A 22,420-nucleotide genomic window follows, 5' to 3' on the forward strand; every position below is an offset into this window, starting at 1 on the left:
GATGGACACGGATGCGGATACGGATGTGGACGCGGGCACCGGTACGGGCGTGGGGGACACCGCCTTCATCGAGGTGGACGGGCTGGAGAAGGTCTTCGACGTGCGTCGTAAGACCGGCTTCATGCGGCGGGAGCGGCGTCAGGTGCGGGCGGTGGACTCGCTGTCGTTCTCCGTGGCGCGCGGCGAGATGGTCGGTTACATCGGCCCGAACGGTGCCGGGAAGTCGACGACCATCAAGATGCTGACCGGCATCCTGACGCCGAGCGGCGGACGGCTGCGGGTCGCCGGCATCGACCCGTCGCGGGAGCGGACCCGGCTGGCGCACCGGATCGGGGTGGTGTTCGGGCAGCGTACGACGCTGTGGTGGGACCTTCCGCTGATCGACTCGTACCGGCTGATGCACCGCATGTACCGCATCCCCGACGGCCGTTACCGGGAGAACCTGGACCGGCTCGTCGAACTCCTCGGTCTGGCCGACCTGTTGGACGTGCCGGTGCGTCAGCTCTCGCTGGGGCAGCGGATGCGCGGCGACATCGCGGCGGCCCTGCTGCACGATCCGGAGGTGCTGTACCTGGACGAGCCGACGATCGGTCTGGACGTCGTATCCAAGGCCAGGGTGCGGGAGTTCCTGCGGGAGGTGAACACCGAGCGCGGTACGACGGTGCTGTTGACCACGCACGACCTCCAGGACATCGAGCAGTTGTGCTCGCGGGTGATGGTCATCGACCACGGGCGGCTGATGTACGACGGCGCGCTGGCCGGGCTGCACGAGGCGGGGGAGAGCGAGCGGATGCTGGTGGTGGACCTGGAGCGGGAGCTGCCGCCGATCGACGCGCCGCCGCCCGCGCGGGTGGTGAAGGTGGAGGGGCCCCGGCAGTGGCTGGCCTTCCCGGCGTCGGAGTCGGCGGCCGAGCTCGTCGCGGGGATCGCGGCTCAGTACCCGCTGGTGGACCTGTCGGTGCGGGAGCCGGACATCGAGGCCGTGATCGCGAAGATGCTGCGTTCGTCCGGGGACGTCCCGGGGCCCCCGCCCGAACCGGCGGCCCTCTAGGGGGTGTCCGCAAAGTCCCGCGTCGCCCGCCCTTCGGGCGGACGACGCGACTTTGCGGACACCCCCTAGCGCCCCGCGCGATCGCATAGTGCCCGGCGCCGACACCTCGTAGGCTGCTGGCCATGACCGAGGAAGCTCCGGAGCTGCGCGCCTCCGATGCCGATCGTGAACGAGTCGCCGAGGTTCTGCGGGACGCCCTCGCGGAGGGGCGTCTCGACATGGAGGAGTTCGAGGAGCGTCTGGACGCGACGTACCGGGCCCGCACCTACGGCGAACTCGCGCCGATCACCCGGGACCTGCCGTCCGCCGCGCCCGCCGGGCCCGCACCTCAGGTGTCGATGACCAAGGGCCCTGCGGCGAGCGGGAGTTGGGCGGGCCGGATCACCGGTCGCGAGGGGTCGTCGACGTGGGCGGTCGCCGTCATGTCGGGCTTCCAGCGCAAGGGCCGCTGGACGGTGCCGAGGCGGTTCACGGCCTTCGCGTTCTGGGGCGGCGGCGAGATCGATCTGCGGGAGGCGGACTTCGCGGCCGGTGAGGTCGAGATCAACTGCGTCGCGATCATGGGCGGGATGCAGGTGATCGTGCCGCCCGGCGTCGAGGTCGTGGTGCGCGGGATCGGCGTCATGGGCGGCTTCGACCACCGTGAGGAGGGTGTGCCGGGCGATCCGGGTGCCCCGCGGGTGATCGTGACGGGCTTCGCCTTCTGGGGCGGAGTCGGTGTGGAGCGCAAGGTCACCCGGGCGGAGCGGCAGCGCCTGAAGGAGGAGCGCCGTCAGGAGAAGGTGGAGCGCAGGCAGTCCCGGCGGGAACTCAGGGAGTCGCACCGCGAGGACATCCACGAGGCCCACCGCAGGATGCTGGACGGCCATCACGACCTGAGGCGCGAGCGGCAGCGGGAGCGCCGGCAGGAACGGGACCGGCGCCGCGACCGCGAGTACTGACCGCGGGCGGGCGCCGCTTACGGGCGAGTACCGGTCACCGGCCGGTACTCGCGTCTGAACTGCTCGGCTGACCTAGGGCCTGTCGTTTGGATCAGGCCGCAGACGCGGGGTCTGGCACGCACTCCCCCACTCTCGGCTTCGCTCGAGCGGGAGGGGCCCCCACCCGCGTTGTCGTCGGTTGCCGACTCCCCCACGCTCGGCTGCGCTCGCGCGGGGGGACCCCCATCGCGTCGACGCCCTCCTCCGCCTTGCAGCTGCACGCACCAGACCCCGCTCACCGGCATCGACCAGCACCGTCAGTTTCCTGCGACCTGATCCAAACGACAGGCCCTAGAGCCGCGCCGGTGCCGACCCCTTCAGGGAGTCCAGGTCGAACGCTGCCGCCATCCGCTCGTACCCCTTGTCGCTGGGGTGGAGGTGGTCGCCCGAGTCGTACTCGGGGCGGAACCTGCGCGGGTCGTAGGGGTCCTGCACGACCTTGTCGAAGTCGACGACGGTGTCGTAGACGTGGCCCGCGCGGATCTGGGCGTTGATCGCCTGGCGGACGTTCTCGCGGGCGGTGGAGTAGCCGCGGTGGCCGCCGAACGGCATCAGGGTGGCGCCGACGACCTTGATGCCGCGGGCGTGGGCCTGGCGGACCAGGGTGCGCAGACCGTTGAGGACGGCGTTCGGGTCGGCCAGGTGGGGGTTGCGCAGTATGTCGTTGATGCCGAGGTCCACGACGACGACCTTGACGTTCGTCCGGCCGAGCACGTCCCGGGCGAAGCGGCTCACGCCGGCCTGGTTCTCGGCGGGGCGGCCGAGGCCGTCGGCGAGGACCTGGTTGCCGCCGATGCCCTGGTTGACGACGCTGTAGCGGGGCGCGTCCCCGTCTGTCTCGCTCGCCGCGCGCAGCCGGTCGGACAGCAGGTTGGGCCAGCGGTGGTTGCTGTTCTCGGTGGAGCCGACGCCGTCGGTGAGCGAGTCCCCGAAGGCCACGACGGTGCCCTGGGCCTCGTCGCTGAGCACGTCCAGCGCGGTCAGGTAGCGCCAGTACTCGGTCCGCGCGGTGTACGCGGTGCCGGTCACGTCCTCGGTGCGGTCGCCCACCGCGGCGTAGGAGGTCTGGCGGGCGCGCGGGTGGTAGGTGACCGGGCCGGACGCCGTGGGGGAGTAGGTGGTGACCAGGATGTCGCTGTACGCCGGGACGCGGATCGCGACGGTGTCGCTCAGCACCTGCTGTCCGGCCGGTACCACGACGACGGTGTTGCCGCCGAAGGTCAGGCGCCGCATGGTCTCCGCGGCCGCCTCGGCGGTGCCGTTGCCCGCCGCGACGGCGATGGTGGCGTGTGTGATGGTCAGCGGTGCCTGGCCGTAGAGATTGGACAGCGTGATACGGGCACTCGTACCGCCGACGGTCGTGTGGACGACGTTGCGTACCGAGCGGCCGGCCATGCCGGTGATCTCGGTGCCGGGCTCCCCGCCGACGGGCGAGGCGGACCAGGTGCCGACCCAGACGCCGGTGGACGCCGGGGCGGCGGAGTTGTGCGGGGCGCGAGCGCCGGAAAGGGTGTTGTTGCTGCTCTCGCCGCTGCCGTGATCGGAGGCGAACCCGACGTATATGGCCGCGGACAGGACGACGATCAGAGCGGTGATCGTGCTGAGCAGCGCATAACCGTGACGCTTGGTCATGCGGTTGTGTGTCTCCTTGAGATGGGAGCCCCAGGCTCCGGTGTGATCACCTCATGATGCGTCATGAGGTCAGGGGTAGATGAACGGGACCCCCCTTTGGGCCGCGGAGTTCTCCGTGAGATCCCCCGTCCGACAGACGCTGGGAACTCTTGTTTCGTTCCGGGAGTCGGTCAGGAAGGGACAATGTGTGCAGGAGATCACGAACGGGTGGAGTAGATGGAACGGACAAAATCTATCGAAAACGGGTCATTCGAGGTGGGGCGAGACACCCGGACGACGATGACCGGGAACGGTGCCGCCCCCGCTTCGGACGTTCGCGGGGTGCCCGCCGCGGCCGCCCGCGCCATGAACACGTTCAGTGAGGCCGACGCGGAGAAGCAGCGCGGCGTGCGCCGCATGAAACTCACCGCGACCGGACTGCTGCTGTTCGTGGCGGTGGTGTACGTCCTCGCCAAGTGGGCCTCGAACGAGGGCGCCGGCACCTGGGCGTCCTATGTCACCGCGGCCGCCGAGGCCGGCATGGTCGGCGCGCTCGCCGACTGGTTCGCGGTCACCGCCCTCTTCCGCCACCCGCTCGGCGTGCCCATCCCGCACACCGCGATCATCCCCAAGAAGAAGGACCAGCTGGGCGTCACGCTCGGCGAGTTCGTCGGCGAGAACTTCCTCTCCGAGGACGTCGTACGGCAGCGCCTGCGGGCCGTCGGCATCGGCAGCCGGCTCGGCACCTGGCTGGCCCAGCCCGAGCACGCGGACCGGGTCACGGCGGAGCTGTCCGCGGCGATGCGGGGCGCCCTGACCGTCCTGCGCGACACGGACGTCCAGGCCGTGGTCAGCGAGGCGATCACCCGCCGGGCCGACGCGCAGGAGATCGCGCCCGGCATCGGCAAGATGCTGGAGCGGGTCGTCGCCGACGGGGCCCACCGCCGGGCCGTCGACCTGGTCGTCGCCCGGGCACACGACTGGCTGGTGCTGCACAGCGACTCCGTGATGGACGCCGTACAGGGCGGGGCGCCCGGCTGGACCCCCAGGTTCGTCGACAAGAGGGTCGGCGAGCGGGTCTACAAGGAGCTGCTGCGCTTCTGCGCGGAGATGCGGGACATGCCCACCCACCCGGCCCGCGGCGCCCTGGACCGCTTCCTCAGCGACTTCGCCTCCGACCTCCAGTCCGACACGGACACCCGCGCGCGGGTGGAGCGGCTCAAGGGCGAGGTGCTGGACCGCGGTGAGGTCCAGGACCTGATCGCCTCCGCGTGGACCGCCGTCCGTTCCATGATCGTCTCGGCCGCCGAGGACGAACGCAGCGAGCTGCGGCTGCGGGTGCGGGCCTCCCTGCTGTCCCTGGGGTCCCGCATGGCCGCCGACCCGAAGGTCCAGGGCAAGGTCGACGGCTGGGTCGAGGGCGCGGCTGTCTACGTCGTCACCACCTACCGCAAGGAGATCACCTCCCTGATCACCGACACGGTGGCCGGCTGGGACCCCGAGCACACCACCCGCAAGATCGAGGCGAACATCGGCCGTGACCTCCAGTTCATCCGGATCAACGGCACCGTGGTCGGCTCGCTCGCGGGCCTGTTGATCTTCACGGTGTCGCGGGCGCTGGGAGCGTAGGCGCGCTGGTTGCGGGCACTCGACGGGACGCTCTCGCCCGATGAGGGCGGACGTTCTCGCTCGATGAGGAGGGGGCCCATGACCACCGCGCAGGCCGCGACCGGCCGAACGATCACCAGCAACATCCCCGCCCGCCTCGACCGCCTCCCGTGGTCGCGCTGGCACTGGACCATCGTCATCGGCCTGGGGACCGTGTGGATCCTCGACGGTCTCGAAGTCACGGTCGTCGGCAACATCGCCGGCCGCCTCTCCGAGCCCGGCAGCGGCCTGCCGATCAGCTCCGGCCAGGTCACCGGTATCGCCGCCGCGCTCTATGTGGCGGGGGCCTGCCTGGGCGCCCTCTTCTGGGGCCGCCTCACCGACAAGTGGGGCCGCAAGAAGCTGTTCATGATCACCCTCGCGGTGTACCTGGCGGCCACCGCGCTCACCTCGGTGTCCTTCGACACCTGGTGGTTCCTCACCTTCCGCTTCCTGACCGGCTTCGGCATCGGCGGCGAGTACGCGGCCATCAACTCCGCGATCGACGAGCTGATCCCGGCGAAGTACCGCGGCCGGGTCGACCTGATGATCAACGGCAGCTTCTGGCTGGGCGCGGTCGGCGGTTCGCTGCTGTCGATCCTCGCGCTGAACACGGACTTCTTCGCGGCGAACGTCGGCTGGCGGCTGACCTTCGCGCTGGGCTCCGTCCTCGCCCTGGTGATCCTCGTCGTCCGCCGCCACGTGCCGGAGAGCCCGCGCTGGCTGCTGATCCACGGCCGTGACGAGGAGGCCGAACGGATCGTGTCCTCGATCGAGCGTCGGATCGAGGCCGAGCAGGGCGAACCCCTCACGCGGCCCGAGGGTGAGATCACCATTCACCAGCGCCGCAGCGTCAGCTTCGTGGAGATCGGCCGCACCGTCTTCTCCGACTACCGCAGGCGGGCCGTCCTCGGCTTCGCCCTCTTCATCGGCCAGGCGTTCCTGTACAACGCGATCACCTTCGGCTTCGGCGCCATCCTCACCACGTTCTACGACGTTCCGACCGGCGACACCGGCTACTACTTCGCCGTCATCGCCGTCGGCAACTTCTTCGGCCCGCTGCTGCTCGGGAAGCTGTTCGACACGGTCGGCCGCAAGGTGATGATCTCCTCCACGTACCTCCTGTCCGGCCTGCTCCTGTTCGGCACGGCCTGGCTGTTCGACCGCGGCTCGCTGAGCGCGACCACCCTGACGGCCTGCTGGTGCGCGGTGCTGTTCTTCGCCTCCGCGGGCGCCTCCAGCGCCTACCTCACGGTCTCCGAGGTCTTCCCGATGGAGACCCGCGCGATGTCCATCGCCTTCTTCTACGCCATCGGCACCGCCGCAGGCGGCATCAGCGGCCCCCTGCTGTTCGCCGAGCTCACCGGCACCGGCAAGGTCGGCGACACGGTCCTCGCCTTCCAGGTCGGCGCGGCCCTGATGTGCCTGGCCGGCCTGGTCGCGGCGGTCCTCGCGGTGAGCGCGGAACGCCGCTCCCTGGAGGACATCGCCACACCGCTGACGGCGGAGGAGTCCTCGGGGACCTCGGCGGCACCGTCCAAGTCGGGGGCGTCGGCGGCGTCGAGCGAAGGGGCTTCAGGGTCGGGGCCGCGGTCGGCCACCGCGTAGAGGGGGGTACGGGGGCTGTCGCCGCCGCTCAGCCGTTGCGGTCGGCGACCGCCCACGACGCCAGGGCCACCGCGCCCGCCATCCCGAACACGGCAGGCCAGGCGCCCACCTTCTTGGCCAGGGGGTGGGACCCGGCGAAGGCGGCGACGTACGCCGCCGTCAGCGCGCCCGCGGCCTTCCCGCCGGCCCGCTCCCGCCACTGCTGCGCGGCCGTGGCCCCGGCGACGACCAGCACGGCACCGCCCAGCTGCCGCTTCCTGGTCCACCGGGCAACGCCGTACCCGCCGACGATCCCGCTCGCCGCGACCACCGCGCTGGGAACCTTCGCCATGCCTGCCTCCTGCTCACCTGCGGAACTGGCCCATTACCGAACCCCGAGACTAACTCTCGGCCCACCGGGCGCATCGAACGGGCTGCCGCCACCGAGTCCGGGCGGCAGTCCAGGGCCGGGAGCCCGGCTCCGGGAGCCAGAAGTCAGAGCCAGAAGTCAGGGCCAGAAGTCAGGACCTGGCGGACTCCGTGGACGGCGCGGAGGTGAGCGGCGTGGCGGTCTCCCAGGCGAATCCGTCCGGGTCGGTGAAGGGGGCGCCGGTGCTGCCGAGGACGACGCGGTGCGAGCCGGTGCCGTCCGCCGGGACGCCGAGGTCCTTGGCGAGGCCGCTGCGCTTGTACAGCGCCAGCTTGACGGGGCTGGACCCGCCCGCGGCGAACTCGGCGTACTTGCCGCCGAAGCTCCTGGCCACGGTCAGGCCCCGGTCGACGTAGAACCGCTTGACGGCCTTCACGTCCTCGACGCCGAGCAGGAGGACGACCTCGTCGATCTCGCGGGTGGCCGGGCCGGTGTCCTTCTTCGCGGAGGTCGCGACCTTCCAGATCGTCCCGTCCGGTGCCTGGACGACGCCGCCGTAGCCCCACAGCGACTTCGCCGCGGGCTTGACCGTCGTGGCGCCGGCGTCGACGGCGGCGCCGAGGAAGGCGTCGACCGTGGACGGCTGGGACACCGTGAGCGCCAGGGTGAAGCCACGGAATCCGGTGGAGTGCGCCTCGGACGCCCGCAGGCTGATGTGCGTCCGCACTCCGAAAGCGGTGTAGAAGCGGTGGGCGGCGTCGAGGTCGGCCACCTCGAGGGTGACGGACGCGACGGCCGTGGTGGATGCGGTGGATGCGGTGGTTGTCATGGAAATCACGCTAGGGGCCCCTCGGCGGCCGGCGCTTCTCGATTCCTGACCGGTCTTGTCACCTGCTTCGCCACGCACGCCGGCATCCCCTCCACCATGACCGCGGGCCCCGCGCCACCGGCCGTACGCCCGGCATCGGCACCGTCGGCCGCCGCCTGAGCCGCACGGCTCCGGAAGACCCCGGGCGGCATGCCGACCAGCTCGGTGAAGCGGGTGGTGAACGTGCCGAGCGACGCGCAGCCGACCGCGAAGCAGACCTCGGTGACGCTGAGGTCGCCACGCCGCAGCAGCGCGGTCGCCCGTTCGATGCGACGCGTCATCAGGTACGCGTACGGCGACTCGCCGTACGCGGCCCGGAACTGCCGGCTGAGGTGCCCGGCGGACATGTTCACACCGCGGGCGAGCGCCTCCACGTTCAGTGGCTGCGCGTACTCCCTGTCGATCCGGTCGCGGACGCGGCGCAGCCGCGCGAGGTCACTCAGGCGCTGCGCCTCCACGCGTGCGCGCCGCCACTCGGGCTGACACATGGGCGAACTCCCCCTTCCCTGCCGCCCCTACGGCTCAGCGAAGCTCCTGGATGCGGACCAGGTTGCCCGCGGGGTCGCGCAGGGCGCAGTCCCGGATGCCGTACGGCTGCTCGGTCGGCTCCTGGACGACCTCGGTGTCACCGGCCTGCACCCTCTCGAACGTGGCGTCGAGGTCCGGCGTGGCCAGCAGGATCCAGCCGTAGGTGCCCTTGGCCATCATCTCGGTGATGGTGCGGCGCTCGTCCTCGGTGACTCCCGGGTCGGCGGCCGGCGGCGCCAGCAGGAGGGACGTGTCGGGCTGACCGGCCGGACCGACCGTGATCCAGCGCATTCGGCCCTGCCCGACGTCGCTGCGGACCTCGAAGCCGAGGACGTCGCGGTAGAAGGCGAGCGACGCGTCCGCGTCGTCGTGCGGCAGGACGCTCGTATGAATGGTGATGTCCATGACGATCAGGCTAGACACACTCCGTGACGCGCGCTTCTCGAATCCTGATTGATCCAGCCCTGCTCCCACGCACCAGGCCCATACGGTGGCGAACTCACCCGATCCGACCAGGAGTGGCGCCGCGAATGATCGGAAGTGATCGCAGATGATGGGAGTGATCACGCCATACCTGAACGAATTCGCCTGAATTTGTTCTCCTCGGGACAACCCTTGCCGGTACCTGAACGTCCGTAGAACCGCAGGAGAACGACAGACGACTTGGTCTCTTGAGGGGGAGCGTTGACGCTCAAAGTCAGCATCGTGGTGCCCGTGTACAACGCCGGCCAGTACATCGACCTCTGCTCACCGTCGCTCATCAACCAGAGCCTGGGCAGGGACGCCTACGAGATCATCTACGTCGACGACGGCTCGACCGACGACTCCGCTCACCGCCTCGACCAGCTGGCCTCCCGCCACCCCCACGTGCGGGTGATCCGCCAGGAAAACTCCGGCTGGCCCGGCAAGCCCCGCAACGTCGGAGTCCGGCTGGCCCGCGGCGACTACGTCCAGTTCGTCGACCAGGACGACGAACTCACCCCCGAGGCCCTCGAACACCTCCACCGCCTCGCCCACCGCAACGGCTCCGACATCGTCCTCGGCAAGGTCGTCGGCACCATGGCGGGCCCCAGCAACGTCTTCAAACGCACCGTCGACCACTGCACCGTCGAGACCGCGCCCCTGATGGAGAGCCTCACCCCGCACAAGATGTTCCGCCGCGAGTTCCTCCTCGCCCACGACCTCGCCTTCCCCGAGGGCCCGGTGCGCCTGGAGGACCAGCTCTTCATGGCCCGCGCCTACCTGCGCGCCGAGAAGGTCTCGATCCTCGCCCACCACCCCTGCTACGTATGGAAACGCCGGGACGACGGCGGCAACACCAGCAGCCGCAGGACCACTCCCGAGGACTACTACGGGTACCTGCGCACGGTCGTCGAGGCCATCAAGCAGGACACCCCGCCGGGCCCGCTCCAGGACCACCTGTTACGCCGTTCCTACCGCGTCGAACTCCTGCGCCCGGTCGGCGAGTCCCGCGTCCTCCAACGCACCGGCGAGAACCTCGAACGCTACTTCTCCGTCGTACGCCGCATGGCCCTCGACGCCTACCCGCCCGGCGTACGCGAGGGCCTCCCGGCCCTCACCCGGCTCAGGGCGCACCTGCTGGAGGAGGGCCACCTGGACTCCCTCGTGGAACTCGGCCGCCGCACCCGGGGGATCAGACCCGAGCTGACCGTCGACGACATCCGCTGGCGCGCCGGCAGGCTCCACGTCACGACCACGATCGGCATGCGCCGCCCCGACGGCGGGCCCCTCACCCTCGTCGAACGCTACGGCCGCATGCTCCTCGACCCCGACCTGCTGGCCGGCATCAAGGGCGCCGAGGACTGGGAGGCCCCGCACCCCCTCGGCCACGCCCACGGAGAACTCCTCGTCCACGACACCGCCCGCGACCTGTGGTGGTTCCCGGACGCCGACCTCACCCCGCGCACCGAACCCCTCGGTGACCACCGCCACCGCGTGGTCGTCACCGGCGAGACGGTCATCGACCCGCTCACCCTGGCCGGCGGCCGCGCGATGGAACCCGGCACGCACGAGGTGTGGGGAAGCGCCCAGCTCCTCGGCGTGGGCCGCAGGGCCCGCGTCGTCCCGGGCGGTCAGGGCGTCGGCCTCGCCCCCGTCAGCGTCGGCACCCCGCCCCGGCTGGTCGTTCCCACCTGGCTCGCCCAGGACGGTCAACTCCGGCTGTCCGTGGGCCGACCGGGCGACGCCTCGGTCCGCGACCGCATCCTGCTCGGCACGACAGCGTCCCCCCGAGTCCGCCGAGCGGCCGGCACGGTCCTGCGCCACCTGCCTCCGGACGTACGCCGCCGGGCCCGAACCCTCGCGCGGAAAGCGGATCCCTGGGGACCACACCGCAAAGCCTGACGCCGGGGAAGGGGAAACAACAAAGGCAAGGAGGTCACCAACCACTCCTTGCCACTCTCAACGTATAGCGCACCGGGGGGCTTGCGGCAAGCCCCCCGTCGTGCCGCAGAATCTCCGGCCGAGGCCAGAATCTGCGGAAAAACGGAGCGAATGACGTGAATCCCCTGACCACCACCGCGTTCGACCTTCCCGACCGCCTGGCCGCCAAGGCCGACCCCGCCCTGATCGCCGACGACGAGCGGCACTTCGCGGCCATCGCACAGTGCCTCGAGGAGTCCATCGCCGAGCTGACCGCCCGCCTCGACGCCGAACGCCGGGCGCCCGGCGGCATGGGACGACAGGCGATGGACCGGGACACGGAGATCCACCGGCTGACCAGCCGCCTGCGCACCCTGCGCCGCTTCGGCCTGGACCTGTGCCTCGGCCACATGGTCGCCGCGGACAGTTCCGAACCCGTGTACGTCGGACGGCTCGGCCTCACCGACAGCACGGGCCGGAGGCTGCTGGTCGACTGGCGTTCCCCCGCCGCCGAGCCGTTCTTCGGGGCCACCCACGCCAACCCGATGGGCCTGGCGAGCCGCCGCCGGTATCGCTGGACCCGCGGCCGGATCAGCGACTACTGGGACGAGGTGTTCACCCCGGACGGGTTCGCCGGGCACGCCGCGCTCGACGACCAGTCCGCCTTCATCGCCAGCCTCGGCAGCAACCGCTCACCCCGGATGCGCGACGTGCTCGGCACCATCCAGGCCGACCAGGACGCCATCATCCGCGCGGGATCCCGCGGCGCCCTCGTCGTCGACGGCGGCCCCGGCACGGGCAAGACCGTCGTCGCCCTGCACCGTTCCGCCTACCTGCTCTACTCCGACCCGCGCCTCGGCCACCGCCGGGGCGGCGTCCTGTTCGTCGGCCCGCACCAGCCCTACCTCGGCTACGTCGCCGACGTCCTGCCCAGCCTCGGCGAGGAGGGCGTGCAGACCTGCACCCTGCGGGACCTCGTCACCGAGGGAGCCGCGGCGGCGCCCGAGGCCGACCCGGAGGTGGCCCGCCTGAAGTCGTCCGCGGACCTGGTGAACGCGATGGAGAAAGCCGTCCGCTTCTACGAGGAGCCGCCCACCGACGCGCTCACGGTCACGACCCACTGGTCCGACATCCAACTGAGCGCCGACGACTGGGCCGTGGCGTTCGACGCGGCGGAACCCGGCACCCCGCACAACGAGGCACGCGAACAGGTCTGGGAGGAACTCCTCACGATCCTGCTGGACAAGCACGACGGCGAAGACGTCTCACCCGCCCTGCTCCGCAAATCGCTGCTCCAGAACAGGGAGTTGCTCACGGCCTTCAACCGCGCCTGGCCGCTGCTCGAAGCGGCCGACCTGGTCGGAGACCTGTGGTCGGTCCCCGCGTACCTGCGGATGTGCGCTCCCTGGCTCAGCCGCGACGACGTCCAGAAGCTGCAGCGCGCCCAGCCCCAGGCCTGGACGGTGTCCGACCTGCCGTTCCTGGACGCGGCAAGACAGCGGCTCGGCGACCCGGAGGAGGCGCGGCGCAGGCGCCGGCACAAGGCAGTCCTCGCCGGTCAGCGCGAGCGTATGACGCAGGTCGTCGACAACCTCATCGAGGCCGTGGCCAACTCCGGTGCCGACGGTGACGACGGCGAAGGCCTGGTGAGGATGCTGCGCGGCGAGGACGCCCAGGTCAGCCTGGTCGACGAGTCCGAACTGAGCACCGTCGACCCGGACTTGCTGGCCGGCCCGTTCGCGCACGTCGTCGTCGACGAGGCCCAGGAACTGACCGACGCGCAATGGCAGATGCTGCTGCTGCGCTGCCCCTCCCGCAGCTTCACCATCGTCGGAGACCGCGCCCAGGCCAGGCACGGCTTCACGGAGTCCTGGCAGGAACGCCTCGAACGGCTCGGCTTCGACCGCGTCAACCTGGCCTCCCTGAGCATCAACTACCGGACCCCGGAAGAGATCATGACGGAAGCGGAGCCGGTCATCCGGGCCGTGCTCCCCGACGCCAACGTCCCCACCTCCATCCGCAGCAACGGCGTCCCCGTCCTCCACGGCCCCGCTTCGGACCTGCCCTCGATCCTCGACACCTGGCTCGCCACCCACACCGACGGAATCGCCTGCGTCATCGGCGACCCCACCTTCCGTACGACATCCCGCGTCCGCTCCCTCACCCCGGAACTGTCCAAGGGCCTCGAATTCGACCTGGTCGTCCTCATCGACCCGCACACCTTCGGCGAGGGCGTCGAGGGAGCCGTCGACCGCTACGTCGCGATGACCCGAGCCACCCAGCAACTCGCCATCCTGACCAGCTCGTGAGGGCCGAAGGCCGCCTGCGTCCGCTCGGCTCGGCACGGGCCGCTCCTCAGGCGTCCGCCGTGATCTCGACGCTGCCTCCGCGCACCTGTACCCGGCGGGCGCTCAGCGGTCTGGTGGCGGGGCCGTTGCGCACCGAGCCGTCCGTGATGTCGAAGGCGCTGCCGTGGCAGGGGCAGCCGATCGCCCCGTCACTGATCGTGCTCACCGTGCAGCCCTGGTGCGTGCAGAGGGCGGTGAACGCGTGGAACACGCCTCGTCGGGGCTGGGTGACCACGACCTTCTCCTGATCGACGACCAGACCGCCGCCGACCGGGACGTCCGCCGTCTTGGCGATCACTCTCCAGGCGAAGTCGTCTTCCTGCGTCGTCAGGGCGCTCTTGGAGGGACCGCCCGCATCCGGGGTGATCACGTCCGCGGAGGGACCACCAGCGGCGGTGGGGTCGTCGCCGTTCTTCGCGTGGGCGGTGGCGTTGGCGGTGGCGGTCGCGCCGGGGCTGGTGGTGACCGTCGTGGTCGCGCGGCTCCCGCCGACGGACGACGCACCGCTGGAGGCCGGGCCACCGGCTCGGCCGCCGTCGCCACCCCCCACCCGGTCCAGAACCTTCCACGCCGTGAGGCCGATACCGACCCCACCACCGGCCACGGCGACCGAGGCCATGGACGCCAGAGTCCGGCGCCGCGAGAGCCCGGTGAGCGCAGCGCCGGGTGATGTGGTGCGCGGGCTGCCGGCCGACGATACGTCCACCACTGTCCCGGACGCCCCGGGCTCCACCGACAGAACGGCCTCCGGATCTCCCGGGCTTGGCGGGCCCTCCGGCGTGCGGGGGACCGTCAAAACCCTCGGGCCCAAGGCGGCGTTTCCTGCCAGCGCCAGCAGATCCGCCGTTCCGGTGCCGCTGCACTCCGGCCGGGGAAGCCCCCGCAGCACGGCCGCCCGCAGCAGCCTGCGGTAGATCTCGCCCAGGCCCAGCAGCTCCGGCCCACCGGGCACACCGTCGCGCAGGAGCGTGATCAGCTCCCCGGTGAAAGCGGTGTGCGCAGCCCCGTCGGGCGCGAGGGCGACCCCGTTCGGCGGGGCCGAGGCGAGCACGTACGTCCCTTCGATCGCGGTCTGACTGAGCACCGTCCCCAGAGCGGGCACGGCCCGCCCGCTGAAGCAGCAGTCGAGCACCACGACCCGGTTGTCCGCACCGCACTCCGAGACGACCTCGCGCAGTACGTCGTACTCCAGCGCGCTCACCCGCAGTGCCGCGGGATCCGTGTCCGCCATCGCCAGGAACAGTTCGCCCCGCGCGCCGAGCAGACCGTGACCGGCGAAGTACACGAGGAGGGTGTCCTCGGCCGCGTTCGCCGCGTCCTGCAACGCGCGGCACGCCGTCCGCGCGTCCGCCGGATCCGGCACCACCGCGCACCGCCCGACCGGGAACGACCCGCACACCGGGTCGCTGAGAACGGCCGCGAGGTCGGTGAGGTTGCCCCGGACCGCGGGCACGTCCCGGAGGTCGGGCGACCGGAAGGTGCCCGTGCCGATCAGCACGGCCTTCGATCGCGCGGGGTCGGGCAGCCGCACGGTCAGAGGCCCCCGTCGCCGTCCACCGGCGCGGCGGGCGCGGTCGCGGCGTCCGGTACGGGCACGGTCCCGCCCAACGCGGCCCGCAGGAACCGCTCGACCTCCGCCGGGTCCACCGAGGAACGAGCGTCCAGCGTCAGGCTGCGTCCGTCCTGCGCGGTGAGCGTCAGGACCGCGCCCGGCGATCCCGCGCCACGGGTCCGCCGGGACCTCAGCCAGCCGGTCAGCGACTGGGACAGCGCCGTCGCGAGCGCCCCCGCGACACCCGAGACAGCACTGCCGATCACCAACTCGGGAAGGCCCCCCAAGGTCCCCGGCGCCGGCGACTGCTCCCGACGCACACGCCCACGCAGTCCTGGCTCCCGCCGCAGCCAGTCATCCAGCTGACCCAGCTCACCCGCCAGGCCCTCGCCCCCGGACGTGATCCGTACGGTTCCCACCGCCGCCCCCCTCGTGTCGAGCGACCAGTGTGGCCCCCGGGACCGGACAGGCGGGGCAGTTGTCGCGAAGGTCTCCATATCCGGTCGTTCCTGATCGCATCCCGGGAGCGGTTCCAAATTGCAGACCGTCCACCGCGGTGTCACGCTTATGGCGTAGGCATATGGAGCCTCGCGCCCGACAGTTGCGAATTTTCGACATTCCCGGTTGCGCTGTTCCCCTCGCGGAACTTCTCGGATCCACCTCCGCCCCGGACCGTCTCCCGACATGGGCCAGTTCGGCTTGTTCCCCAGAACGACGACGACAACTGTCTGACGCTGGTCCCGAGCCGACCGCGGGCGCAGTCGTCAACATTCGACCGGGATCACTTCCTCGGTGACGAGGAGCGCAGAGAGACAGGGAGGCATCGTGTCCGAATACGTGCAGAACGTGAACGGCAATGGAGCCGGGGACAGGATTCTCAATTGCATTCCGTCCAAGGAAACCGAACGCGACTGGCGATCGCGGCATGCCCAGGCGGCCGGACTCGCCGCGGGGCCCGAGGTGACCCTGCCCGAGAAGATCGATCTTCGGGAGCCCTGGTGGCACATCAGCGACCAGGGCCACACGGGCTCATGCGTGGGATGGGCGACGGCGGACTCCGTGTTGCGCTGGCACTTCACCAAGGTCAACCGCCTGCGCAAGGACGACTCGCTGTCGGTCCGCTACATGTGGATGGCATCGAAGGAGACGGACGAATTCACCACGGAGCCGACGACGTTCATCGAGGGTGACGGCACCAGCATCAAGGCGGCTCTTGCCATAGCCCGCAAGTTCGGCGTCGTGCGGGAGGAGGATCTCCCCTTCAAGCCTCCACCGCTCAACTACCCCGGCGACACAGAGACGTTCTACGCCCTGGCGGCCCAGATGCGCATCGCCGCCTACTTCAATCTCGGCCGCACACTCGACGATTGGCGGCAGTGGCTCGGATCCGGCGGCGGACCCATCCTGGTCCGCCTCAGCGTGGACCGCACCTGGGACGAGGCCAAGGCCACGCACGGCGAACTGAACCACTACAAGCAGGAGACCGCCCGCGGCGGCCACGCCGTCGCCCTCGTCGGCTACACCCCCGAGCGGCGCTTCATCGTGCGCAACAGCTGGGGCACGAACTGGGGCGACGACGGCTACGGCTACGCCTCAGAGGAGTACGCCCAGCAGGCGTTCACCGAGGCCTACGGGGTCACGGTCGCCTGAGCGCAACGTCGTCCGACGGGCTACGAGCACAGAGCACAGGCAGTTCTAAGTCCCCTGCCGCGCACACCCAGACATCGGGTGTGCGCGGCAGGGGGGGCTATCACGCGGAAGGGGAGAGCTGTTCGCGTACCCATTCCGGATCTGGGTTGGTGAACGGCTGGCCCCTCACGACGACGGTTGGCACGGTCTCATATCCGTCGTTGGCTGACCTCACCGCTGCCGCTCCAGCCGGGTCACGCCAGATGTTGACCCAATGCGACTGGCGGGCGCCGCGGCCCAGCCGGATGCGCAGGCGCATGCAGTACTTGCAGCCCGGCCGCCAGTAGACGACAGGCCGGCCGTCGACCGCGCTGCGGCGTTGCGCCTCCAGCGCACCGATCGACCTCGGGAAGATCAGCGGCGAGTTCACGCCCGCGAGCAGCACGAACAGCAGCAGGAGTGCTGCTGCCTCGCCAGGGCTCCCGCTGAAGACCAGCCCGGTAGCAATGGCTGAGCCGCAGAGCACAAACAGTGTCGGCAGGATCCAGGTACGGGTCATGATGACGCAGGCTATCGATGAGTCCTCCCTTCACCGGCGGGCCGCGGCACCGCCTCCGACCCGATCGCGCACCCGACGCACCCGACGCACCAGCTCATCCGCGGCCTGCGGCCACTGGGCGTACTCAAACTCGAAGCCCGTCCGGGTCAGCCGGCCCGGGACGACACGGCGGCTCTTCAGCAGCAGTTCGGTGTCGGAACGCAGGGCGAACGCGCCGACCTCGGCCATCCACTTGGTCGCGGGGAGACCCACGGGCACACCCCACGCGGAGCGCAGGGCGCGCATGAACGCGCGCTGCGGCAGAGGATGGGGAGCCGCCAGGTTCACCGGCCCGGCGATGTCCTCCCGGTCGATCAAGAACTCCACCGCGCGCACGAAGTCGTGTTCGTGGATCCACGACACGTACTGCGCTCCACCGGCGACCGGGCCGCCGAGACCCAGGCGGGCCATTCCCAGCAGGACGGCGAAGACCCCGCCGGGGTCCGGGCTCATCACCATGGCCGAGCGCAGCGCGACCTTGCGCGTGGCCGGCGTTTCGGCCTGCTGCTGAGCCCGCTCCCAGGCCTTGGCGATCTCGACGCTGTATGCCCAGTAGTCCGGCACGCCCGGCTCGGTACCGCCGATCACACCGCTGATTTCGTCGTTGGGGGCGTCAAAGCGGTGCGCGTACACCGTGGCGGTGCTCATCTGCAGCCAGACCCGGGGCGGTCGGGCGGCGCCCGCGATCGCGGCGCCCACGACCCGGGTGGAGTCGACCCGGGAGTCCATCATTTCGTTCAGATTGGCGGCCGTGTATCGGCAACTCACCGTGCGTCCGGCCAGATTGATCACGACATCGCTGCCGTCCACGGCCGCCGTCCATGGCCCCAGGGTCCGACCGTCCCATGGGACCTCGCCCGCGCGGCTGGGGCGCCTGGTGAGAACCACGACCTCGTGGCCGGCGGCCTCGAGTGCGCGCTTCAGGACCGCGCCGACCTGTCCGGTCCCACCGGGAATCACGATCTTCATCGGATGCCCCTCCTCTGTCTCAGGGCGAGCCTAGACCAAGAGTTGAACACGTTCAAAACCAGGGGCTGTGCATCCGCGGTGCCAGTCAGCCGTTGGGAGTTGAGACGCGCGGGCGCTGATCTAGCTACTGGCCCGGTAGCGCCCAGGGGTCGTTCCGATGATGTCGGTGAACGCCGCGATGAAGCTGCTGGGATTGGACCATCCGCAGGCGTGGGCGGTCTGCGTGGTGTCTCGGCCATCGGCGAGGAGAACGAGCGCGTGGTGTACGCGCAGCTGCGTGCGCCACTCGTAGAAGGTCATGCCGAGTTCGTTGCGGAACAGTCGGCTGAGCGTGCGGCTGCTGGCTCCGACAGTCCTCGCGTGTTCGGCCAGTGAGGAGTTGTCGGCGGGGTTCTCGTACAGCCGCCGGGCCAATTCCCGCAGTCGGTCGTCCTGTGGCTCCGGCAGGTGCAGCGGCTGTTCGCGTGCTTCGTGAAGTTCATCGACGAGGACGCGGAGGAGGCGAGAGCGCGCGGATCGGCTGTAGTCGGGCACCGCGTCGTCGTAGCTGCGGGGACCGGTCAGGGCGAGGAGGACTTCGCGGGCGAGGCCGGAGGTCACGAACACCGCGGGATGGTCCGGCAGTAGCCGAGCGAGGGACGGCGTGAGAAAGGCGATGCGCATGTCGGTGTCACCGTGGGCTCGGTGGTAGTGCGTGAACCCAGCGGGGGTCCAGGCGACTCGGTTGGCCGGCACGATCGACGCACCACGCTCGGTGTGAACCGCCAGGACGCCACGTGCCGCGTACACCAGATGTCCCTGGTCATGGGACTGTGTCGCGCTCGATTCGCCGGACGGCCAGAGATGCCGCCCGCCGGATGCCCACATGTGTGATGTCACCCCGCTCTGGCGAGGTTGGCGGCGAACGGGCATCAGTTGGCATCGTATCGGTCGCCAGCCACCCCTGCCCCGGGTGACATTTGACGTCGTTTCGCAGTGGTCTTCGATCACGCGGAGCTCGAAGTCCCGGCTGAGGGAAGGGAAAGCGCATGGCGACGTTCGTGCTCGTGCCCGGCGGTTGGCACGGCTCCTGGTCGTACGAGGCGGTAGTGCCGCTTCTGGAGCGTGCCGGTCACAGCGTTCACGCGCTGACCTTGACCGGTCTGCGCCCGGACGACGACTACGCGAGTGTCGCGACCGCGAACCTCGACACCCACGCCGACGACGTGTTGCGACACCTGGACCGCGCCCACATCACCGGCGCGACGCTGGTCGGCCACAGCTACGGCGGGATGGTGATCGCCGCAGCAGCCGATCGCGCCCCTGACCGGGTCACACGCCTGGTCCACCTCGACGCGTACGTCCCACGGAACGGGGATTCGTGCTGGTCCTCAACCACCGAGCGCTACCGGCAGGCGTTCATGACCGGTGCCGCGGAAAACGGCTACGCCGTCCGCCCACCCGCCGGCGGCGACCCCCGCCGCCGTCCCCATCCCCTCGCGTCGTTCCTCCAAGCGATCCGTCTCACCGGCGCCGCGGCCAAGGTCCCTCGCCGCGAGTTCATCTTCTGCTCGGGCTGGGACGGCACACCGTTCGCCGACCAGCGCACCCGACTTGAATCTGATCCTGGGTGGCGGGTGCACGACCTTCCGACGGGTCATGACGCCATGCATGAGGCTTCCGAGGCGGTTGCTGCCCTGCTGCTCGGTGAATGAGTGCGGGCGGCGAACAGCAACCACAGGGCCATCGGTGCTGGGGCGTTGAACCTCAGACTGACCGGGGACCTACTGCGCCTGCAACGCCTACCCTGTCGCGGTGACGACCTCGCGAGTACTGTCGATTGCCCTCCAGGACACCGGTCGGCCCTCGCTGCGTCCACTGCCCATCGACGCAGCCGAGCTGCTTCACGATGTTGACGCTCCGCCGCGGCTGGTCGCCCATCTGCGAGCAGTCCACGACGTCGCAGGGCAACTCCTCGAATGGATCGCCACACGCAATCTCGATCTGGGCATCAACCCGGAGGCGGTTCTCTTCGGAGCCGCCACCCACGACATCGGCAAGACTCTGCACCCCGCCGAGTTGTCCGCTCCCGGTGCTGAGCACGAAGAAGCAGGCCGCGAACTGCTGATGACCCGAGGAGTCGACTCCGCCATGGCACGCTTCGCCGGAACACACGCCGCCTGGACCACTGAGGAGGCCGGGATGGAAGACCTCCTGGTCAGCCTGGCCGACAAGATCTGGAAGAACAAGCGGATCCCCGAGCTCGAAGACCTTGTCGTCGCCAGACTCGCATCGGCGAGCGGAAGACCGGTCTGGGAGGAGTTCCTCGACCTGGACAGTGTGCTCGCTCGCATCGGGGATCAGGCCGATGAGCGCCTCGCCTACCAAATGTCCTACCCGACAGTCGGGAGCGGCCATTGACGTCCGAATCTCCCAGACGCGCTCACGACACCGCACTCACGGAAGTGCCTTTACTCAGGCTGGAGTTGAGTACGCGTGCTCATACCGGGCGCCCACTGCGCGGCCAGTATGGGTGCACGGCGCCGACGAGAGCGTCGGTGTGATCCAGATTCAGCTGACTGTTGGGGGAATTTTCCATGTCGCGTCGTATCGTTCTGTCCGGGGTTGCCGCTGTCGTCGTCCTCGGAGGCGCCGGTGCCTTCGCCCTCGCCTACGCCGGGGACCAGCCTCCGGCGCTGGCGCACAGCACGGCCCGCTACACCGCTCCCGACGGCAACCGCGACGGCTCGTTTACCTTCACCACTGACGTCACCGCGTCCTCCGATGTCAAGAGCGTGAAGGTGCTGGCCTGGCCGGCGAGCTCGTCCTTCGCGAAGAAGGGTCTGACCGCCAAGGAGATGACCACCGCGGAGTCGGCCGTCTGCAAGCCCTCGGGTGGGGACACCCAGCGGTGCACCTACAAGGTCACCGTCACCCGCGCCGATGCCGCCGAGTCCCCGCGGGGCCTGTGGCACGTGGCCGTCCTGGCCACCGACAAGGACGGCGACACGACGCTGGACACCAAGGCGGCCGACTTCACGGTGTGATCCAGAAGTGCGTGTGATCGTGGCACGCGGTGCGGCTGGGCAACCTGTTGTGCGGACCCCGTGTCCTCTTCTGGAGGTCAGGGACGAGCCAACCTGCCGTGGCCCAATGCCTGCACGAAGGACGACCAAGCACCACCGCGAACCATGACCACCGGGCCCCCCGCGCTCTTGGAGTCGCGTACCAGCGCACGTGCGTCGATCCACGCGCACTCGACGCACTCGCCTCCCGCGCCGTTGCTGTACGTCGACGTGAACCACATCGGGCGACCGTCGTCCTCAGACTCTGCATTGCTCACGTTGTGTGGTCCTTCAAGACGGAGTTGATCAGCTGAACGGAACGCTGAGGACTGAGGGCCGCGGCTCGCAAGCCGTCGAATGCCCTCGTGTACTCACGGACATGATGCTCGCCTTCGAGGTATACGGCATCGGTGATGCCGTCCCGATACACCAGATCCGGGTCTTCCTGGTCGGGGAAGCCCAGCATGGTGAAGGAGCCCGTGACGGGATAGGTGCCTGAGTCGAACGGCAGCACCTGCAAAGTCACGCTCGGCAACTCGGCCGAGTCCAGCACGCGTTCCAGTTGCTCGCGCATCAACGCCTGATCTCCGATGACATGACGCAGAGCGGCCTCGTTCACGACGAACCAGGCATCGGGGGCCTGAGGTCGCGTGAGCAGGGTCTGGCGCTCCATGCGTACACGTACCGCCCTGTCGATGTCCTCGGCCGACATGTGCGCTCCCGTCTTGTGGAGCTCGCCGGCGTATGACTCGGTCTGCATGAGGCCAGGGATCAACTCGCATTGGTACTGGCGGAACGTGGAGGCTTCCTGCTCCAGACCGATGTAGATGTTGAACCATTCGGGCACGCCCGAGCCGTGCACCTGCCACCAACCACGCGTCTTGGCCTCCCGGGCCAAGGACTTGAGGAACTCACGTAGCTCGTCGGTGGTGCCGTAGAACCTGCACAGTGCGTCGATGTCTGATGGCTGAACCCGGCCGCTCCCCGTCTCCATCCGGTTGACCTTGGATCCGCTCCAGTCCAGGGCCTCACCGACCTGTGCGCAGGTCCGGGTGCTGTTCTCTCGGAGCTTCTTCAGCTCGATCGAGAGACGACGGCGGCGTGCCGTCGGGGAACCAGCCATCTCAACCCTCCGTGGAATAGCGGACGTTCAGTCTCGCGCCAAGGTGCGTACCTGCCAATCACTCGGAAGTGGGAATCCCGCCGTGCACATTGCACGACGGGATACGCCCGCGCCATTCTGATGGCGGCGCCAC

At 69.9% G+C, this 22,420-nt stretch carries 22 protein-coding genes; 10 read left to right on the top strand and 12 right to left on the bottom strand.

All coding sequences use genetic code 11. The features are described 5' to 3' along the window. Position 1 precedes the first annotated feature (1 nt). On the top strand, positions 2–1,051 hold the full coding sequence (locus tag ACFYRY_RS07720; RefSeq protein WP_389141275.1) for an ATP-binding cassette domain-containing protein: 1,050 nt from the start codon (positions 2–4) through the stop codon (positions 1,049–1,051). A gap of 122 nt (positions 1,052–1,173) precedes the next feature. Then, positions 1,174–1,992, top strand: a complete 819-nt coding sequence (locus ACFYRY_RS07725) for a DUF1707 domain-containing protein (protein ID WP_389141277.1) — start codon at positions 1,174–1,176, stop codon at positions 1,990–1,992. A 330-nt stretch (positions 1,993–2,322) separates the two neighbouring features. On the opposite strand, the gene ACFYRY_RS07730 is transcribed toward ACFYRY_RS07725, so the two are convergent. Continuing rightward, positions 2,323–3,663 (bottom strand): SGNH/GDSL hydrolase family protein, encoded by a 1,341-nt coding sequence (locus ACFYRY_RS07730; protein WP_389141279.1) that lies wholly within the window; start codon positions 3,661–3,663, stop codon positions 2,323–2,325. Positions 3,664–3,942: 279 nt separating this feature from the next. Between ACFYRY_RS07730 and ACFYRY_RS07735 the strand changes: the two genes are divergently transcribed. After that, positions 3,943–5,271 carry a DUF445 domain-containing protein gene (locus ACFYRY_RS07735; RefSeq protein ID WP_389141281.1) on the top strand — a complete coding sequence of 443 codons (1,329 nt, stop codon included), beginning with the start codon at positions 3,943–3,945 and terminating at the stop codon, positions 5,269–5,271. Positions 5,272–5,349: 78 nt separating this feature from the next. Beyond that, the gene (locus ACFYRY_RS07740) at positions 5,350–6,897 is read left to right on the top strand and encodes an MFS transporter (RefSeq protein WP_389141283.1); all 1,548 of its coding nucleotides are present in this window, start codon (positions 5,350–5,352) and stop codon (positions 6,895–6,897) included. Positions 6,898–6,925: 28 nt separating this feature from the next. On the opposite strand, the gene ACFYRY_RS07745 is transcribed toward ACFYRY_RS07740, so the two are convergent. The 4 genes from ACFYRY_RS07745 to ACFYRY_RS07760 all read right to left on the bottom strand — a co-directional run bounded on the left by ACFYRY_RS07745 (position 6,926) and on the right by ACFYRY_RS07760 (position 9,047). Then, positions 6,926–7,228, bottom strand: coding sequence for a hypothetical protein (locus ACFYRY_RS07745; RefSeq protein ID WP_389141285.1), 303 nt, complete (start codon positions 7,226–7,228; stop codon positions 6,926–6,928). A 169-nt stretch (positions 7,229–7,397) separates the two neighbouring features. Further along, entirely contained in the window at positions 7,398–8,075 is a 678-nt protein-coding gene (locus ACFYRY_RS07750) for a glyoxalase (RefSeq protein ID WP_389141287.1), read from the bottom strand. Positions 8,076–8,080: 5 nt separating this feature from the next. Beyond that, entirely contained in the window at positions 8,081–8,602 is a 522-nt protein-coding gene (locus tag ACFYRY_RS07755) for a helix-turn-helix transcriptional regulator (protein WP_389141289.1), read from the bottom strand. Between the two features lie 34 nt (positions 8,603–8,636). Beyond that, a complete protein-coding gene (locus tag ACFYRY_RS07760) occupies positions 8,637–9,047 on the bottom strand; it encodes a VOC family protein (RefSeq protein WP_389141291.1) in 411 nt (136 codons plus the stop codon). Between the two features lie 279 nt (positions 9,048–9,326). Between ACFYRY_RS07760 and ACFYRY_RS07765 the strand changes: the two genes are divergently transcribed. Together ACFYRY_RS07765 and helR are read left to right on the top strand one after the other, a co-directional pair. Continuing rightward, entirely contained in the window at positions 9,327–11,006 is a 1,680-nt protein-coding gene (locus ACFYRY_RS07765; RefSeq protein WP_389141293.1) for a glycosyltransferase, read from the top strand. Positions 11,007–11,161: 155 nt separating this feature from the next. Further along, entirely contained in the window at positions 11,162–13,333 is a 2,172-nt protein-coding gene (gene helR, locus ACFYRY_RS07770; RefSeq protein WP_389141295.1) for an RNA polymerase recycling motor ATPase HelR, read from the top strand. Positions 13,334–13,379: 46 nt separating this feature from the next. On the opposite strand, the gene ACFYRY_RS07775 is transcribed toward helR, so the two are convergent. Then, positions 13,380–14,903 carry a Rieske 2Fe-2S domain-containing protein gene (locus ACFYRY_RS07775; protein ID WP_389141297.1) on the bottom strand — a complete coding sequence of 508 codons (1,524 nt, stop codon included), beginning with the start codon at positions 14,901–14,903 and terminating at the stop codon, positions 13,380–13,382. A gap of 2 nt (positions 14,904–14,905) precedes the next feature. Further along, on the bottom strand, positions 14,906–15,343 hold the full coding sequence (locus ACFYRY_RS07780) for a hypothetical protein (RefSeq protein ID WP_389141299.1): 438 nt from the start codon (positions 15,341–15,343) through the stop codon (positions 14,906–14,908). 406 nt (positions 15,344–15,749) lie between these two features. On the opposite strand from ACFYRY_RS07780, the gene ACFYRY_RS07785 reads away from it, so the two are divergent. Continuing rightward, the gene (locus ACFYRY_RS07785) at positions 15,750–16,574 is read left to right on the top strand and encodes a C1 family peptidase (RefSeq protein ID WP_389141301.1); all 825 of its coding nucleotides are present in this window, start codon (positions 15,750–15,752) and stop codon (positions 16,572–16,574) included. A gap of 100 nt (positions 16,575–16,674) precedes the next feature. On the opposite strand, the gene ACFYRY_RS07790 is transcribed toward ACFYRY_RS07785, so the two are convergent. The 3 genes from ACFYRY_RS07790 to ACFYRY_RS07800 form a co-directional block, all read right to left on the bottom strand. Further along, positions 16,675–17,112, bottom strand: a complete 438-nt coding sequence (locus ACFYRY_RS07790) for a glutaredoxin domain-containing protein (RefSeq protein ID WP_389141303.1) — start codon at positions 17,110–17,112, stop codon at positions 16,675–16,677. A gap of 30 nt (positions 17,113–17,142) precedes the next feature. Continuing rightward, positions 17,143–18,120: a TIGR01777 family oxidoreductase gene (locus tag ACFYRY_RS07795; RefSeq protein WP_389141305.1), complete on the bottom strand. Its 978-nt coding sequence runs from the start codon at positions 18,118–18,120 to the stop codon at positions 17,143–17,145. A gap of 120 nt (positions 18,121–18,240) precedes the next feature. Next, positions 18,241–18,855 (bottom strand): AraC family transcriptional regulator, encoded by a 615-nt coding sequence (locus ACFYRY_RS07800; protein WP_389141307.1) that lies wholly within the window; start codon positions 18,853–18,855, stop codon positions 18,241–18,243. Positions 18,856–19,148: 293 nt separating this feature from the next. Between ACFYRY_RS07800 and ACFYRY_RS07805 the strand changes: the two genes are divergently transcribed. From ACFYRY_RS07805 to ACFYRY_RS07815, 3 genes are all read left to right on the top strand, one after another. Beyond that, a complete protein-coding gene (locus ACFYRY_RS07805; protein WP_389141309.1) occupies positions 19,149–19,814 on the top strand; it encodes an alpha/beta fold hydrolase in 666 nt (221 codons plus the stop codon). 100 nt (positions 19,815–19,914) lie between these two features. After that, positions 19,915–20,520 (top strand): HD domain-containing protein, encoded by a 606-nt coding sequence (locus tag ACFYRY_RS07810; RefSeq protein ID WP_389141311.1) that lies wholly within the window; start codon positions 19,915–19,917, stop codon positions 20,518–20,520. 176 nt (positions 20,521–20,696) lie between these two features. Then, complete coding sequence (locus ACFYRY_RS07815; protein WP_389141313.1) at positions 20,697–21,146, top strand: DUF5707 domain-containing protein; 450 nt, start codon at positions 20,697–20,699, stop codon at positions 21,144–21,146. A 77-nt stretch (positions 21,147–21,223) separates the two neighbouring features. Here ACFYRY_RS07815 and ACFYRY_RS07820 read toward each other — a convergent pair whose 3' ends face one another. Beyond that, positions 21,224–21,406, bottom strand: coding sequence for a DUF397 domain-containing protein (locus ACFYRY_RS07820; RefSeq protein ID WP_389143636.1), 183 nt, complete (start codon positions 21,404–21,406; stop codon positions 21,224–21,226). Positions 21,407–21,438: 32 nt separating this feature from the next. After that, on the bottom strand, positions 21,439–22,287 hold the full coding sequence (locus ACFYRY_RS07825) for a helix-turn-helix domain-containing protein (protein WP_389141315.1): 849 nt from the start codon (positions 22,285–22,287) through the stop codon (positions 21,439–21,441). Positions 22,288–22,420: the final 133 nt, after the last annotated feature.

It is taken from the genome of Streptomyces sp. NPDC005263 (genome assembly GCF_042872365.1).
Lineage (GTDB): Bacteria > Actinomycetota > Actinomycetes > Streptomycetales > Streptomycetaceae > Streptomyces.

Coding starts and splice junctions, on each gene's coding strand:
- ACFYRY_RS07735 (WP_389141281.1), top strand. CDS start 3,943: ATGACCGGGAACGGTGCCGCCCCCGCTTCGGACGTTCGCGGGGTGCCC.
- ACFYRY_RS07795 (WP_389141305.1), bottom strand. CDS start 18,120: ATGAAGATCGTGATTCCCGGTGGGACCGGACAGGTCGGCGCGGTCCTG.
- ACFYRY_RS07825 (WP_389141315.1), bottom strand. CDS start 22,287: ATGGCTGGTTCCCCGACGGCACGCCGCCGTCGTCTCTCGATCGAGCTG.
- ACFYRY_RS07750 (WP_389141287.1), bottom strand. CDS start 8,075: ATGACAACCACCGCATCCACCGCATCCACCACGGCCGTCGCGTCCGTC.
- ACFYRY_RS07805 (WP_389141309.1), top strand. CDS start 19,149: ATGGCGACGTTCGTGCTCGTGCCCGGCGGTTGGCACGGCTCCTGGTCG.
- ACFYRY_RS07725 (WP_389141277.1), top strand. CDS start 1,174: ATGACCGAGGAAGCTCCGGAGCTGCGCGCCTCCGATGCCGATCGTGAA.
- ACFYRY_RS07745 (WP_389141285.1), bottom strand. CDS start 7,228: ATGGCGAAGGTTCCCAGCGCGGTGGTCGCGGCGAGCGGGATCGTCGGC.
- ACFYRY_RS07815 (WP_389141313.1), top strand. CDS start 20,697: ATGTCGCGTCGTATCGTTCTGTCCGGGGTTGCCGCTGTCGTCGTCCTC.
- ACFYRY_RS07740 (WP_389141283.1), top strand. CDS start 5,350: ATGACCACCGCGCAGGCCGCGACCGGCCGAACGATCACCAGCAACATC.
- ACFYRY_RS07790 (WP_389141303.1), bottom strand. CDS start 17,112: ATGACCCGTACCTGGATCCTGCCGACACTGTTTGTGCTCTGCGGCTCA.
- ACFYRY_RS07730 (WP_389141279.1), bottom strand. CDS start 3,663: ATGACCAAGCGTCACGGTTATGCGCTGCTCAGCACGATCACCGCTCTG.
- ACFYRY_RS07760 (WP_389141291.1), bottom strand. CDS start 9,047: ATGGACATCACCATTCATACGAGCGTCCTGCCGCACGACGACGCGGAC.
- ACFYRY_RS07820 (WP_389143636.1), bottom strand. CDS start 21,406: ATGTGGTTCACGTCGACGTACAGCAACGGCGCGGGAGGCGAGTGCGTC.
- ACFYRY_RS07755 (WP_389141289.1), bottom strand. CDS start 8,602: ATGTGTCAGCCCGAGTGGCGGCGCGCACGCGTGGAGGCGCAGCGCCTG.
- ACFYRY_RS07720 (WP_389141275.1), top strand. CDS start 2: ATGGACACGGATGCGGATACGGATGTGGACGCGGGCACCGGTACGGGC.